This window comes from Parasphingorhabdus sp. SCSIO 66989 (assembly GCF_032852305.1).
Classification (GTDB): domain Bacteria; phylum Pseudomonadota; class Alphaproteobacteria; order Sphingomonadales; family Sphingomonadaceae; genus Alterisphingorhabdus; species Alterisphingorhabdus coralli.
In genome coordinates, this window is the sequence record NZ_CP136594.1 from 137,610 (window position 1) to 152,886 (window position 15,277).

At 57.4% G+C, this 15,277-nt stretch carries 14 protein-coding genes; 8 read left to right on the plus strand and 6 right to left on the minus strand.

The annotated features are described in order from the left end of the window. Positions 1-24 precede the first annotated feature (24 nt). From RB602_RS00660 to RB602_RS00670, 3 genes are all read right to left on the minus strand, one after another. Positions 25-1,080, minus strand: a complete 1,056-nt coding sequence (locus RB602_RS00660) for a ribonucleotide-diphosphate reductase subunit beta (RefSeq protein ID WP_317082020.1) — start codon at positions 1,078-1,080, stop codon at positions 25-27. A 113-nt stretch (positions 1,081-1,193) separates the two neighbouring features. After that, positions 1,194-2,585 (minus strand): glycosyltransferase family protein, encoded by a 1,392-nt coding sequence (locus RB602_RS00665; protein WP_317082022.1) that lies wholly within the window; start codon positions 2,583-2,585, stop codon positions 1,194-1,196. Between the two features lie 134 nt (positions 2,586-2,719). Further along, a complete protein-coding gene (locus tag RB602_RS00670) occupies positions 2,720-4,690 on the minus strand; it encodes a ribonucleoside-diphosphate reductase subunit alpha (RefSeq protein ID WP_406568378.1) in 1,971 nt (656 codons plus the stop codon). 530 nt (positions 4,691-5,220) lie between these two features. Between RB602_RS00670 and RB602_RS00675 the strand changes: the two genes are divergently transcribed. Next, a complete protein-coding gene (locus tag RB602_RS00675; RefSeq protein WP_317082024.1) occupies positions 5,221-6,744 on the plus strand; it encodes a fumarate hydratase in 1,524 nt (507 codons plus the stop codon). A 247-nt stretch (positions 6,745-6,991) separates the two neighbouring features. On the opposite strand, the gene RB602_RS00680 is transcribed toward RB602_RS00675, so the two are convergent. After that, positions 6,992-7,522, minus strand: a complete 531-nt coding sequence (locus RB602_RS00680) for a MarR family winged helix-turn-helix transcriptional regulator (RefSeq protein WP_317082026.1) — start codon at positions 7,520-7,522, stop codon at positions 6,992-6,994. Between the two features lie 55 nt (positions 7,523-7,577). Here RB602_RS00680 and RB602_RS00685 point away from each other — a divergent pair, with 55 nt between their 5' ends. The 5 genes from RB602_RS00685 (at position 7,578) to RB602_RS00705 (ending at position 12,602) form a co-directional block, all read left to right on the plus strand. Continuing rightward, the gene (locus RB602_RS00685) at positions 7,578-8,054 is read left to right on the plus strand and encodes a nuclear transport factor 2 family protein (RefSeq protein ID WP_317082028.1); all 477 of its coding nucleotides are present in this window, start codon (positions 7,578-7,580) and stop codon (positions 8,052-8,054) included. After that, positions 8,044-8,535, plus strand: coding sequence for a DUF3237 domain-containing protein (locus RB602_RS00690; RefSeq protein ID WP_317082030.1), 492 nt, complete (start codon positions 8,044-8,046; stop codon positions 8,533-8,535). The genes RB602_RS00685 and RB602_RS00690 overlap by 11 nt, the downstream gene beginning before the upstream one ends. 215 nt (positions 8,536-8,750) lie before the next feature. Continuing rightward, complete coding sequence (gene katG, locus RB602_RS00695; RefSeq protein ID WP_317082032.1) at positions 8,751-10,922, plus strand: catalase/peroxidase HPI; 2,172 nt, start codon at positions 8,751-8,753, stop codon at positions 10,920-10,922. Between the two features lie 249 nt (positions 10,923-11,171). Continuing rightward, positions 11,172-11,732 carry a TetR/AcrR family transcriptional regulator gene (locus RB602_RS00700; RefSeq protein WP_317082034.1) on the plus strand — a complete coding sequence of 187 codons (561 nt, stop codon included), beginning with the start codon at positions 11,172-11,174 and terminating at the stop codon, positions 11,730-11,732. Between the two features lie 24 nt (positions 11,733-11,756). Beyond that, positions 11,757-12,602, plus strand: coding sequence for a phytanoyl-CoA dioxygenase family protein (locus RB602_RS00705; RefSeq protein ID WP_317082036.1), 846 nt, complete (start codon positions 11,757-11,759; stop codon positions 12,600-12,602). Between the two features lie 77 nt (positions 12,603-12,679). On the opposite strand, the gene RB602_RS00710 is transcribed toward RB602_RS00705, so the two are convergent. Together RB602_RS00710 and RB602_RS00715 are read right to left on the minus strand one after the other, a co-directional pair. Beyond that, on the minus strand, positions 12,680-13,057 hold the full coding sequence (locus tag RB602_RS00710; RefSeq protein ID WP_317082039.1) for a hypothetical protein: 378 nt from the start codon (positions 13,055-13,057) through the stop codon (positions 12,680-12,682). An 89-nt stretch (positions 13,058-13,146) separates the two neighbouring features. Further along, positions 13,147-13,965 carry an SDR family NAD(P)-dependent oxidoreductase gene (locus RB602_RS00715; RefSeq protein WP_317082041.1) on the minus strand — a complete coding sequence of 273 codons (819 nt, stop codon included), beginning with the start codon at positions 13,963-13,965 and terminating at the stop codon, positions 13,147-13,149. Positions 13,966-14,143: 178 nt separating this feature from the next. On the opposite strand from RB602_RS00715, the gene RB602_RS00720 reads away from it, so the two are divergent. Next, positions 14,144-14,467 (plus strand): hypothetical protein, encoded by a 324-nt coding sequence (locus tag RB602_RS00720; protein ID WP_317082043.1) that lies wholly within the window; start codon positions 14,144-14,146, stop codon positions 14,465-14,467. Beyond that, positions 14,467-15,021: a YcxB family protein gene (locus tag RB602_RS00725; RefSeq protein WP_317082045.1), complete on the plus strand. Its 555-nt coding sequence runs from the start codon at positions 14,467-14,469 to the stop codon at positions 15,019-15,021. The genes RB602_RS00720 and RB602_RS00725 overlap by 1 nt, the downstream gene beginning before the upstream one ends. Positions 15,022-15,277: the final 256 nt, after the last annotated feature.

Genomic DNA, 15,277 nt, shown 5'->3' on the forward strand with positions numbered 1-15,277 from the left:
AGTACCACTCCGGCCGAAACGTGTTTACTCCGCCGCAACCTCGGCCGCATCAAACATATCCGGCCCTTCATCCTCGGCCTCGCAATTCGCGGCGTCGCCCGCCTTGCTTTTGCGTTTGTCGAAGGTGTCCCAGACATCGTTCCAGTTGCCGCGGGTCGCGCCTTTGGAATATTCGGTGGCGCGGGTTTCGAAGAAGTTGGCGTGCTCGACACCGTTTAGCAGCGGCGAGAGCCAGGGCAGCGGGTGCTCTTCGATCAGGTAAATCGGCTGCAGGTTGAGCTGCTTCAGCCGCCAGTCGGCGATATAGCGGATATATTTCTTGATGTCGTTCGGCTTCATGCCTTCGACCGGGCCCATTTCAAACGCCAGATCAATAAACGCATCTTCCAGCCGCACCGTCTTCTGACAGATGTCAATAATATCTTCCTTCACCGCCTTGGTCAGGCAATCGCGCTCTTCGCAGAAGGTGTGGAACATCTTGATGATGCCTTCGCAATGCAGCGATTCATCGCGCACCGACCAGCTGACAATCTGGCCCATGCCCTTCATCTTGTTGTGCCGCGGGAAGTTCATCAGCATGGCGAAGCTGGCGAAGAGCTGGAGCCCTTCGGTAAAGCCGCCGAACATCGCCAGCGTGCGGGCAATATCCTCGTCGGTGTCGACGGTGAACTGGTGCATATAATCATGCTTGTCCGCCATTTCCTCATATTCGAGGAAGGCCGAATATTCGCTCTCGGGCATGCCGATGGTGTCGAGCAGGTGCGAATAGGCGGCGATGTGCACCGTCTCCATATTGGAGAAGGCGGCGAGCATCATCTTGATCTCGGTCGGCTTGAACACGCGGCCATATTTGTCGTGATAGCAATCCTGCACCTCGACATCGGCCTGGGTAAAGAAGCGGAAGATCTGCGTCAGCAGATTGCGCTCATGCTCGGTCAGATTCTGCGCCCAGTCGCGGCAATCCTCACCCAGAGGCACCTCTTCGGGCATCCAGTGGATCTGCTGCTGGCGTTTCCAGAAATCATAAGCCCAGGGATATTCAAACGGCTTATAGGTCTTGCGGGCTTCTAATAGGGACATGCGCTTCGCTCCTCGTTACATCTCGAAATATAGGGATTTTCGCGGAAAAATGGAAGGTTGCCGCGGGGATAGGACGGTTTGTTCTGTGGGTTGGTTGTGTATAAGTGTGAGGTTCATGCGACGGCCCTTTCGGTTTCAGGCTGCGGCGCTTTACGCCCAAGCATCTGGTCGATCAGCGCGTCGATCTTCTTGAACTGCAGGCTGCGGACAAAATTGTGCGTCGGCGCTTCAGGCAGGTCAGGGATGCGGCCGCAATGCGCGGCTTTCTGCTCCAACCATTGCAGCAACTGATCGGCAATCGCCTGCGGATCATTGGAGGCGAGGCCGAAGCCATGGTCGCGGATAATCTCTACAGTCTCGCCCCGTTCCGAGCCCATCGCCAGCATCGGGCGGCGCGCGCCGATATATTCGAACAGCTTGCCGGGGATGACGCCTGCGGTCTTTGCCTCGTGCGAACGGCAGATGATCAGCACATCGACCCGCCGCTCCAGCGCCAAAATCTCTTCGCGTGGGACAAGCGCGCGGAACTCGACCGACCCGAGCACATCATGCTCTTTGGCGAGCTGGGTCACATAATCATATTCATCATGGAAGAAGAGCACGCGGATTTTCGCCGCCTGTTCGCGCGGCAACAGCGCGATGGCAGCGAATAGCGGGCGCGGATCGCGGTGGCCAGCATAGATGACGCCGGCATGGATCAGCGTCAGCCGCTCCGGATCATAAGCAGTCGGCGCTTCGACGCTGTCTGTCTCCGGGACGAAATCTTGCCGATCAAAACCATTATAGGCGAGGCAGACGGGCGCATCGAAATGCTGCTGCAACTCGCCCACCGCGCTTCGGGTGACGCCGACAAAGGCATTGGCGGCGGGCAAAATTCGCCGCGCCAGCCGCGTGTTGAAAATCTCGGTCAGCCAATGGTGGCTGGTATAGGGATTGTTGATCCAGACATCGCGCTGCTCGGATATCCAGGGCAGGCCGGTCACCGCCTTGATCTTGGCCGCAGCAATATGCGCGCTATTGGGCGGGCCGGAGGAATAGACAAGCGACGGAGATGTGTCGCGCGCAATGGCGATGCCGCGATCGGCGGCGCGGGCGACCCAGTGCGGATTATAGCGATCGGGCATGGCCTGCAAATCCCACAAAATCCGCCGCAGCGGCCCCGGCGCACTGCGCGGCTTGTCCGGTTTTGCCGTGGCGTCGGGTTGCGCCGCGGGGGCGGCCTCCGCCTGCGCACCCTCGCGATCAATCGGCAGAAATTCCGCCGTAATCCCCTCAACCTCAAGCGCCTGATGCACGCCCAGCGCACCGGGATTGGCCGCCGCCAGCACATGCACCTGCCGCCCCGCAGCCGCCCAATGCCGCGCCAACGCACCCGTGCGCACCGCCCCCGCCATGGCATAAGGCGGGAAATTGGGGGTGATCATCAGGATGTTATCAGCATGCGGCACGGCGATACTTAGCCCTTGATGGTTACTAAAGGCCCGGTCGAATGATGTGCCGACCACGCGCTCCTTGTCTGTTCGTCATTCCGGTGGAGGCCGGACGAGAGCTGCAAAGGCAAATGCTTGCAGCCCGAGATCCCGGATCACGTCCGGGATGACGATCTATTATGTATTCGTCCGATGGCTCTGGCGGTCAATCACTGACACGCCAGACACTCATCATAATCGGTGCTCTCTGCCGTCGCCAGCTCGACCTGTTTCGGGTCGAGCGTATTGTCGGCTTCCACGCCGCCAGCGAAACCGGCGCGCTGCACCGATTTGGAGCGCAGATAATAGAGCGACTTGATGCCCAGCTCCCAGGCGCGGAAGTGCAGCATCAGCAAGTCCCATTTGTCGACATCAGCCGGGATGAACAGGTTGAGCGACTGCGCCTGATCGATATAGGGGGTGCGGTCTGCCGACAGTTCGAGCAGCCAGCGCTGGTCAATCTCGAAGCTGGTCTTGAAGCTCTCTTTCTCTTCCGGCGTCAGGAAATCGAGATGCTGGACGCTGCCGCCCTGTTCCAGGATCGAGTTCCACACATTATTGCTGTCCTTGGATTTCTCCTTGAGGATTTTCTCCAGATGCGGGTTCTTGACGATAAAGCTGCCCGACAGCGTCTTATGGGTGTAGATATTCGCCGGGATCGGCTCGATACAGGCCGATGCACCACCGCAGATAATCGAGATCGAAGCCGTCGGTGCGATCGCCATTTTGCACGAGAAACGCTCCATCACACCCTGATCGGCAGCGTCCGGGCATGGGCCTCGCTCCTTGGCCAGCATCATCGAGGCTTCCGATGCTTTGGCATGGATATGCTTGAAGATTTTAAGGTTCCAGCTCTTCGCCAGCGCGCTTTCAAAGCCCAGGCCGCGGGCTTGTAAGAAGCTGTGAAAGCCCATCACGCCCATGCCGACTGAACGCTCGCGCATCGCTGAATATTTCGCCCGCGCCATTTCTTCGGGCGCACGGTCAATATAGTCCTGCAGCACATTGTCGAGGAAGCGCATCACATCCTCGATAAACATGTCATCAACCGACCATTCGTCCCATTTCTCAAGATTGAGCGAGGACAGGCAGCACACCGCGGTGCGATCCTCACCCAGATGGTCGCGACCCGTGGGCAGGGTGATTTCCGAACACAGGTTGGAGGTCGAGACCTTCAACCCCAGATCGCGGTGGTGCTTGGGCATCATCCGGTTCACCGTGTCGGAGAAGATGATATAGGGCTCGCCGGTGGCGAGACGGGTCTCAACCAGCTTCTGGAACAGCGAACGCGCATCGACCGAACCACGCGCCTCGCCGGTCTTGGGTGATCGCAGCTCAAATTCCGCGCCATCGCGCACCGCTTCCATAAATTCATCGGTGACCAGAACGCCATGGTGCAGGTTCAATGCCTTGCGGTTAAAGTCTCCCGATGGCTTGCGGATTTCGAGGAATTCCTCAATCTCCGGGTGCGAAATATCGAGATAACAGGCCGCCGATCCGCGGCGCAGCGAACCCTGCGAAATCGCCAGCGTCAGCGAGTCCATCACCCGCACAAACGGGATGATGCCGCTGGTCTTGCCATTCAGGCCGACCGGCTCACCAATGCCGCGCACACTGCCCCAATAGGTGCCGATGCCGCCGCCCTTGCTGGCAAGCCAGACATTCTCGTTCCAGGTGTTGACGATGCCGCCCAGGCTGTCGTCAACGCTGTTGAGATAACAGCTAATCGGCAGGCCGCGACCGGTGCCGCCATTGGACAGCACCGGGGTTGCCGGCATGAACCACAGGTTCGAGATATAGTCATAGAGCCGCTGGGCGTGATCCTGATCATCGGCATAGGCGTCCGCGACGCGGGCGAACAGATCCTGAAAGCTCTCTTTCGGCAGCAAATAGCGGTCGCGCAGCGTTTCCTTGCCAAAATCGGTGAGATTGGCGTCACGCGCATCGTCGGTCTTGATCTTGAATCGGCGCGGGTTGACGGTCTTGCTGTCCGGCTGGGCTTTGGCAGGCGCAGCCTTGGCTTCCGCCTTCTCCTCAACGGCAGCGTCCATCACATTGGTTTTTTCCGCCATGTCCGCACCTTTATCCTGCTCAACTGTGTCTTGATCGCCCATTACGCCCGTCGTGTCCCTGAAATCCATCTCACCCTCGAATGTTCTGTTTGTGTTCCATATGCACCCGACTCGGACACTGTCTAGCCCGGCCTGCAAAAAACAGGCCTAAAGGCGCAAAAAAGTGCTCGCAAAAGCAACATTATTGCTCTTACGATGCCATTATCGTTGAAATGGCCACTACTACAGGTTGGTGTGCCCCGAACCGCGCTATACCATCTATTGTGCCTAAAATGATTCCGGGCGCAAGAGGGTAAATGACAGTTTAACGACTCGGTTCACCGCAAACCCGATTCGCTTCATCGCAGCAGATTCCGAGGGTGACACTGCGACGCGTGGAGTTAGGCGGCGTTCGCAAATCGCAAGGGCAAAATGACATTTTTGCGAAAAATTTTGCAAAGCTGTCGAAAACCGTGACGCAATGTTGCACGACCGGCTTTCCACAGAGAATCTTTCTATCACGATCCACGCATCAGATAGAAAGCCCGCGCCTTGCCCGTAGCGGCAATATCGGCCACATAGCAACGCATCTATCCGCTTCCCGCCCCTAGGAGCCAATCATGACCACCCTGATCAAAGCCGATGACCTTATCGAGAGCGTTGCCGATGCGCTGCAATTTATCAGCTATTATCATCCGATGGATTATATCCGTGCGCTGGGTGAAGCCTATAAGGCCGAGCAAGGCCCTGCCGCGAAGGACGCCATTGCCCAGATATTGACCAACAGCCGCATGTGCGCCGAGGGGCATCGGCCGATCTGCCAGGACACCGGCATCGTCAATGTGTTTGTCCGCTGGGGCATGGAGTGTCGGCTCGATGACACCAGCCGCCCAATGCAGGAGATTGTCGATGAGGGCGTGCGCAAGGCCTATCGCCATCCGGAAAACCCGCTGCGCGCCTCAATCCTGGCCGACCCGGCCTTTACCCGGCGCAACACCGGCGACAATACGCCCTCGGTGCTGCATATCGAAATGGTTCCGGGCAACACGGTGGAGATCGATGTCGCGGCCAAGGGCGGCGGCAGCGAGAATAAGTCCAAGTTCAAGATGATGAACCCCAGTGACAGCATTGTCGACTGGGTGCTGGAAATGGTGCCGCAAATGGGTGCGGGCTGGTGTCCACCGGGGATGCTCGGCATCGGCATTGGCGGCACGGCGGAAAAGGCGGTACTGCTCGCCAAGCAATCGCTGATGGGCGATATTGATATGGCGCAGCTGAAACAACGCGGACCGCGTAATGACGTGGAAGAACTGCGCATCGAGATTTATGACAAGGTCAATGCGCTGGGTATCGGCGCGCAGGGGTTGGGCGGCCTGTCGACCATTCTCGACGTCAAGATCCTCGACGCGCCCTGTCATGCGGCGGGCAAGCCGGTGGCGATGATCCCCAATTGCGCCGCCACCCGCCATGCGCATTTCACCCTGGATGGTTCTGGCCCGGCCTATCTTGAGCCGCCCAAGCTGGACGAATGGCCCGATGTCAACTGGACCCCGAGCAAGGAAGCCAAGCGGGTCCAGCTCGATACGCTGACACCCGAAGAGGTCGCCTCATGGAAACAGGGCGACCGGCTGTTGCTTAATGGCAAGATGCTGACCGGACGCGATGCCGCGCATAAGCGGATCAAGGATATGCTCGACAAGGGCGAGGAACTGCCGGTCGAGTTCAAGGGGCGCGTTATCTATTATGTCGGCCCTGTTGATCCGGTGGGCGAGGAAGTGGTCGGCCCTGCCGGTCCCACGACGGCAACCCGCATGGACAAATTTACCGATATGATGCTCGAGCAAGGCCTGCTCGCCATGGTCGGCAAGGCCGAGCGCGGGCTGGATACGGTCAAGTCGATCGCCAAACACAAATCGGCCTATCTGATGGCGGTGGGCGGCAGCGCCTATCTCGTCGCCCGCGCGATCAAGGGCAGCAAGATTGTCGGCTTTGAAGACCTTGGCATGGAAGCGATTTACGAATTTGAGGTCAAGGATATGCCGGTGACCGTCGCTGTGGATGGCAATGGCGACAGCGTCCACCATCTGGCGCCGCTGGTTTGGCAGGAGAAGATCAGGAAAGAGGGATTGCTGGAGGAGGTGTAAGCGCGCCTGATGAATTTCACGCGGAGACATGGAGCCGCGGAGATTGGGATTCGGAGCTATTTGAATCCCTAAACCTCCTTTCGTCGGCCCCGCGTAGGCGGGGCCAGGGCTAATTTTTCTCACGCAAAGACGCGAAGGCGCAAAGAGGGTTGTTCTTGACGCAGTCCCTTCGCGTCTTTGCGCCTTTGCGTGATCCAATTAAAGAAGCCTAAGCCCCGCCTACGCGGGGCTGACGTGGTTTGACTTATTAAAGCGCCGGAATCGGGCAGCGCGCACACGCATCCTGATCGCACATGCGACAGGCCTGATATTTATCCATCTCGCATGTCGGATAGTCGCGCATCATCTGGTCGAGCAGGCCAATCAGCGTCTCGCGCTGCGCAACGTCCAGCCCTTGGGTCAGTTGCACAATCGCCTGATGCCTCAGATCAAGCAGGCTGCGGCGCAGGCGTTTGCCCTTGGCGGTGAGATAGAGCAGCACCTGCCGCGCATCTTCGCCCTTGCGTTTTTCCACCAGACCATCGGCCACCAGCCGGTCCACCAGCCGCACCGTGCCCGGCTGTGACAGACGCAGCACCGGCTGCAGATCGCTGATCGTAAGTCCTGGTGCCGCGCCGATCGCGGTAAGTGCCGCAGGTGTTTCGCCCGCCTTGTCAAAGCGGGTTGTAATCGCCTGTTGCACTTTGTCTGATACGGTAAGCGCAAAGGCGCCGATGCGATTTTCCAATGCCTTGTCCATGCGCATAAATATACATGCCGCATATATTTTGATAATCATGCGCGAATCTATTTATATGCATGATGCATGTATTTATTTCTAAGGGGAGAATGCTGTGGAACCACAAGATATGTATCGCCTTGCCCAAGATCTGGGCGAGGCCAAGAACAGGCAGAATGTCTATGATGCTTTGAAGTTCATGCATGAGGATATGGTGCTGGAATCCCCGGCATGGGGGCTGGTCGCGCGTGGCAAGACAGAGAATGCGGCGGTTTTGGAAGCGTTTTTCAACGATTATCCCGATTATCATGTCAGCTTTGACAACTATGTCGCCGATGGCAGTCATTTTATCGGCTGGGGTACGGTGCAAATGACCATGGCCGCGCATGCCCATGATGCCGGGGGCCAGCGTCCCAACGGTCGGCGCATCACACTGCCGGTTACCATCCGCATGGGGTTTAAGGACGGGCTGATTGCGCATGAGGTTTTCAACTGTGATCTGATGCAGATTGCCTTGCAGTCGGGCATAACCCCCAACACCATCGCCAACGCCGTTTTCCCAATGCAGAAGGAGGCCGATCATGCCGCATGAAACTGATCAGGAGATTGAAACCGAATTTCTTTTCGAGGCCCGCGTTACGCTTGATCCGGTGCCAATCGAGGTGGGCGCAACACCGGATGGGCATCGCGCTATATATGTCGTCACCGGCGGCACATTTGACGGGCCGAAGCTGCGCGGCAGAGTGCTGCCCGCTGCCGGTGCCGACTGGGTGCGCCAGCGCCCCGATGGCGCGTTTCACCTTGATGTCCGCTTTTGTCTCGAAACGCATGATGGCGCAGTGCTCTATTTACACTGGAATGGCCGCTTCCACGCTGCGCCGGAGGATCTGGAATACGCCACCGACCAAAGCAAAGCCGATGATCCGGCAGGCGCACATCGCTATTATTTCCGCACCGCGCCGCAATTTGAGACCGGCGATGAACGCTATGCCTGGCTCAACAATATCATCGCCGTCTCGACATCACGCACCGGCGATGGCGGCGTGATCCATCGGGTTTTTGCGGTCAAATAGATGGCGCACAAACAGGCGGGATGCTGTCGCAACTCTGTCAGATTTGTGCGTTAGGCTGGGTCTCCCCGGAGACCCGACGATTTAGCGATAAAATCACTTAACAGATTTCATAAAATTGATTGGATCGATAAATCGGAAAGTGCGATATGCCTTTGGTGAGAGAAAGAATCGTCCCCGAAATATCCTGACACACATACAATGATGGAGAGCCTTAGATGAATGACGAAAGCAAATGCCCGGTAATGGGTCATACCAGTGTCGAGGCCATTGTCGGCCATATGACCAACCAGCTATGGTGGCCCAATAATGTGGATCTGAGCCCGCTCAAGGCCAATTCGGAAAAGAGTGATCCGATGGCCGACGGCTTTGACTATGCTGCAGAATTTGAGAGCCTCGATTTGGAGGCTGTGCGTCAGGATATCTTCGCGCTGATGACCGACTCGCAAGAGTGGTGGCCAGCGGACTATGGCCATTATGGCCCGCTGTTCATCCGCATGGCCTGGCACGCGGCCGGCACCTATCGCACCTTTGATGGTCGCGGTGGCGCAGGCACCGGGCAGCAGCGTTTTGCCCCGCTCAATAGCTGGCCCGATAATGCCAATCTCGACAAGGCGCGTATGCTGCTTTGGCCGATCAAGAAGAAATATGGCCGCAAGCTGAGCTGGGCCGATCTGCTGGTCTTTGCCGGCAACTGCGCGATTGAGCATATGGGTCTCAAGCCCTTCGGCTTTGGCGGCGGTCGTGCCGATGTCTGGGAGCCGGAAGAAGTCAATTGGGGCCCCGAGTCCGAATGGATGGGCGAAGACCGTTTTGAAGGCGAGCGCGAACTGTTCGATCCGCTCGGCGCGGTGCATATGGGCCTGATCTATGTCAATCCAGAAGGCCCTTCCGGCGAGCCTGACCCGGCCCGTTCGGCACATGATATCCGCGTCACCTTTGCCCGCATGGCGATGAATGATGAGGAAACCGTGGCACTGACCGCAGGTGGTCACACCTTCGGCAAGGCACATGGTGCCGGTGATGACAGCCTGGTCGGCCCTGAGCCCGAAGGCGCGAACATGGCCGCTATGGGCAAAGGCTGGCTCAGCAGCCATGGCTCGGGCAAGGGTGATGACACCATCACTAGCGGTCTGGAAGGTCCATGGACGCCAACGCCGAACAAGTGGAACAGCGAATATTTTGAAGTGCTGCTCGGCTATGAGTGGGAGCTGACCAAGAGCCCTGCCGGTGCCAATCAGTGGACGCCGAAAGCCGGTCAGGACGCGCCCGAAGCGCCGATGGCACATGACCCGAGCAAGACTCAGCCGCTGATGATGACCACCGCCGATATGGCGATGAAGGTCGACCCGGAATATCGCAAGATTTCCGAGCGCTTCCGCGACAATCCCGATCAGCTCGCTGACGCTTTTGCCCGCGCATGGTTCAAACTGACCCACCGCGATATGGGGCCGAAGAGCCGCTACAAGGGCAATGAGGTTCCGGCCGAAGACCTGATCTGGCAGGATCCGGTTCCGGCAGCAGAAGGCGGCGCGCTGAGCGATGGCGATATTGCTGCGCTCAAACAGGCGATCCTCGACTCCGGTCTCTCGGTATCGCGCCTGGTCGCAACCGCATGGGCCTCTGCCTCGACCTATCGCGGCACTGACCACCGCGGCGGCGCCAATGGTGCGCGCATCCGTCTCGCGCCGCAAAAGGACTGGGCTGCCAATGATCCGGCAGAGCTGGCCAAAGCTCTCGAAGCACTGGAAAGCGTACGCGCTGCCTCTGGTAAGTCGGTCTCAATGGCGGACATGATCGTTCTCGGCGGCTGCGCTGCGGTCGAAAAGGCCGCGAAAGATGCTGGCGTTGACGTCACCGTGCCGTTCACCCCGGGCCGCACCGACGCGACTGACGAGCACACCGATGCTGAAAGCTTCGCGCCGCTTGAGCCGCGCAATGACGGTTTCCGCAACTATCACACCGGCAGCGATTATCGCTCGACCGAAGAACTGCTGGTCGACAAGGCGGCGCTGCTGACGCTGACCATGCCGGAAATGACGGTATTGGTGGGCGGCATGCGCGCGCTCGACGCCAATGCGGGCGGTTCGCAACATGGTGTGCTGACCGACCGTCCGGGCCTGCTGACCAATGACTTCTTCGTCAACATTGTCGACCTGGGCACCACATGGGAAGCCACCGACGATAGCGAGATGGAGTTTGTCGGCAGCGACCGCGCCACCGGCGAGAAGAAATGGACCGGCACCCGCGCCGACCTGATCTTCGGTTCCAACTCGGAACTGCGCGCACAGGCCGAAGCCTATGCCACCGATGATGCGCATGAGGCTTTCGTCCATGCCTTTGTCGCCGCATGGGACAAGGTGATGAACCTCGATCGCTTCGACGTATAATCCCCCCTCTTCACGTCCAAGCGACACGGAAAAGGGCGCCCTCACAAGGGGCGCCCTTTTTTGTTGGCGGTAAGCGTCATTGCGAGGAGCGAAGCGACGCGGCAATCCAGAGCAGGAGCTTATTGCTCTGGATTGCTTCGCTGCGCTCGCAATGACGATGCAGTTTTGGCCAGATCACGTCGTCCTTTGGTTTCATGTCACTGTAACCCCATTTGACAACCCACATCAAAAAACATAATCACCATTATTATGTTATCCGAATCGCTCCCAGAAAAGGCGCAAGCCATTACTGCCGCTGCTATTGATGCCATTCATGAAAAAGGATTGGATCGCTTCAAGCTGACCGATGTCGCGCGCAAGGCGGGAGTGACCACCGGCGCGGTCACCTATTATTTTGAGGACAAGGATGCGCTGCTGATGGCGGCGTTTAACGCCTCATGGCAGCGGCTGTTCGCGCAGGTCGAGGCCTATGAACATGGCTGGCAGCTGGAGCGCTTTATCAACTCCATGCCAACGAGCGAGGACAAACAGCGCAGCTGGAGCGTCTGGCTCGCCTTTTGCGGTCGGGCGCAGACGTCGGAAGCGATCAATGAACATTATCGGCTTTACTATGCCCAACTGGAAGCGCTGCTGCTCAAATCCATCGACCGCAAGGATGAGGGCACAGCGCGCCACGATATCCGCACCGTGATCGCGGCGATGGACGGCATAGGCCTCTGCGCCACGCTGCACCCCGAATTATGGCCCGCTGAACGCCAGCACCAATGTCTGGGCGAGATGCTGGGCCATTTATTCCCTGATGAGACATAACGACAACAGGAGAGGATGCCCCCAATGACCACAATGACAAAAACGCGACCCAAGCTGACCTATCTCCCCGCCACCGCCAGCACCGAGGTCATCCATGACGTGCTGCAACGCGATGCGGCGGTGATTATCGAAGATGTGCTGTCCGCCGATCAGATCGCCACCATTCGCGAAGAGCTGGCCCCCTATCTGACTGCCGCCGATGAGGGAAATAACGAATTTTCCGGCTTCCAAACGCGGCGCATGGGCGCATTGCTGGCGCGGTCACCCACCTGTCGCGAGCTGGCGCTCGATCCGACGGTTAACGCCATGTGCGAGCAATTTCTCGGCCCCCATTGCGACAATTATCAGCTGCATTTCACCCAGGCGATCAGCATCGGCCCCGGCGAAAGCGCACAGCCGCTGCACCGCGACCGTGGCCTGTGGGGCGGCTATATTCCGCGCCGCATCGAAACCCAGCTCAGCACCATCTGGGCGATCACCGAATTTACCGAGGAAAATGGTGCGACCCAGCTGGTTCCGGGATCACAGACATGGGACGCCCAGCGCGAACCGGAGCCGCATGAAATTGTGCCCGCAAAGATGAAACCCGGATCGGTGCTGCTCTATTCCGGCACCGTCATCCATGGCGGCGGCGCCAACCAAACCCAGCAAAACCGCCTCGGCGTGCTGATCCATTATGCGCTGGGCTGGCTGCGTCAGGAGGAAAACCAATATCTCTCCTGCCCGCCGGAAATCGCCAAGGAGCTCAAGCCCGAATTGCGCGACCTGATCGGCTATTCGCAAGGCGGCCCGATATTGGGCTTCTACTCCACCCCCGGCGAGCCCGGTACAGGCCATGAACTGGCTGATCCGAGGATGTTGTTCCAATAGATGTGCTCAAAAGAACTCATTAATTCTTGCTAGCAAGTCACCTTCATTCTCAGCAATGGAGCAACAGAGAATTTAAATTACTGTTTAAATACGGGTTCGCCAGAATAGAGTTCGGGATACAATCCGATACATGACATGCTTTGCGTATAACCGATGGTTTTATAGCTCCCTCTAAAATCGACGTATTGCGCGATGATTAATCCATTTTTTATGATATAATAATCATCCCTCACAATTTCCCCATCTATAAATTTTGGCGTATCCTCTAGATTACTGCCAAACTTAAATTCAAATCCAGGTATATGTTCAGCTACCATCCTACGGGTATTGGGGAACTCCTTAGCACGCTCCAAATATGCTCGGTTAGCTGCTTCCTGATATATGTCCCATTGAGCCGTATTGTGAACTATGATCTGAGCCTTCTTGCGACAGATATCTTCATGCCGCCCACTCATATTACATGCTCCCAGAAGTATGACCACAAGGAGCGTAGCGAAAGTCACTCTACGCATCGCTACTGAGCTTATCCCCACAAACATTTTGCTTACTCACCATCCTTTGCCTGCATCTTCGCAAACGCAAGCTGTACATCATATTCCGCATCGCCATCATAGCGCGGCGCATAGCGGTCGAACGCGGCATAGACCGCGTCCCAGCGCTCGCGCATGCGTTCGACATTATAGGCGTGACTAACGCAATAGAACTCGCCCGCCAGTAGCTGTGGCACGATGATATCGGCGAACTGGTCGGCGGGCATGGCGAGATCCTGTGCCCAGTCGGTCAGTTCGGACTGAACCCAGCCGGGCATGATCACCCCGGTGGTGATGTTCTCCGGCGCGTCGCGGCGCATCACTTCCATCAGGCCGAGCACCGCATGTTTGCTGGCGACATAGGCGCTGCCGGTCATCGGAATGGCGTTGAACAGCGCATTTTCCGACGCCACGGCATAGACCGCGCCGGGCTGGCCATCGGCGACCATGCGCTTGCCGAATTCGCTGATGCCGCTCCACACACCCCAGAAATTGACCTCGAACAGAGCCCGTGCCTCGGCCATATCCATATCAAAGGCGAACTGCCGCCCGCCACCAACCCCGGCATTGGCGATAAACATATCGGCCCGGCCATTTTCGCCCCAGGCAAAATCAGCCAGCGCCGTCATATCCTCGGCTTTGGTAACATCGCCGACCAGATATTTCGCATCGACACCCGCTTCGCCGAGCGCCTCGCACGCCTGTTGCAGCCGTTCTTCGCGCGGCTCGCAGAGGAGTATCCGTGCGCCTTCGGCCCCCAGCCGCTTCGCCAGTGCAAAGCCCAGACCTGTTGCGCCGCCGGTTATCACTATCGTTTTGCCCTGCACATCCATTGTCTTTCTCCCTCACGTCTTATCGCTTCAGAGCACAAACATAGCATAAGCCATAGGTGTACGATCTGACTGTTTCCGTCATTGCGAGAAGGCCGAACTTGTTTCGGGCGACGAAGCAATCCAGAGCGGCACTTGATCGGCTTTGGATTGCTTCGCTTCGCTCGCAATGACGATATTGGTGATAAATGCCAATCTAGGCAAAGACCAATTCAGCGCCTATCTGACCCTAATGCTTCCGATCATCCTGATGTTTTTCCTCGGCATTGCCAATTTCGCCATGCACAAGGCGGTGATGGAGTCCGGTCATCCGGCGATCCAGTCAACCCGCGTAGCCTTTGACCGCGCCACCGGCGGCTGGGGCGGTTATGCGCTGGAATATACCATATTGCTGGCAGCGATGAGCTTTGTGAATGTCGGCTATATGGCCGCGCTCGGCGCTTATCTCGGCTATACTTGTCTCAATGGCGTGGCGGCGTGGATATTGCTGAAGGGCAGGATGTAATGGAACCAGTGCATTTTACCCTGAGCGAACAGGCGATGATCGCAGCGCAGCGCGACTGGTGGCGCGGCGCAGCGAGCTGGAAAAAAATCGCCAAAGGGTGCGCGATTCTATGGTTCTTCTATCTTGTCTTTATGCTTATCCTCGGATGGACATCTGACGGTGATGTCAGCATCCAAGATGCGATTGGAATGGCGGTACTATCCCTATTGGTCACGATTGCTGTTGTCGCGATTATCCATATCGGCAGCTATCTGCTCACTCCCTATTTTGCTCGCAAGGCATGGCGGCAGCATCTCGCTATCCGCGCACCAACCAGCGTCAGTTGGGACGATAAGGTAATCGTCATCGACAATGAATATGGCCGCTCACAACTGCCGTGGAGCGGCTTTGTCGGTTGGCATGATGGACGCGACAATGTGTTGCTTTATCAGAGTGATAGATTGTTCAATATGCTACCCAAGACGGAGTTTTCGGAAGCCTTGCAGGCAGAGGTGATAGCACATCTGAAGGCCGCCAATGTGCCGCGTAAATATGGTCTCGGTCGTTCGAGATAGTGACAGCAGTGGCGAGTTGGATGATCGATAAAGGTTTCATAAAAGCCACTAAGGGAAAAAGCCAAAAAGAGTTAGTATCAAGAACAGAACTCAGTGCGCCTTCACGCATTAGATGCTTGGCGAGAGCGAACGATAATAGTCTCGTCCCCTTTGGGGACGAAAGCATGTTGCCAAGTCAGCCAAGAGAACGAAGGTCTGCCTGCATATCACTCTCTTCGCAGAATGGCGCGAGCCCTTTTTATCCTTTTTCCCTTAG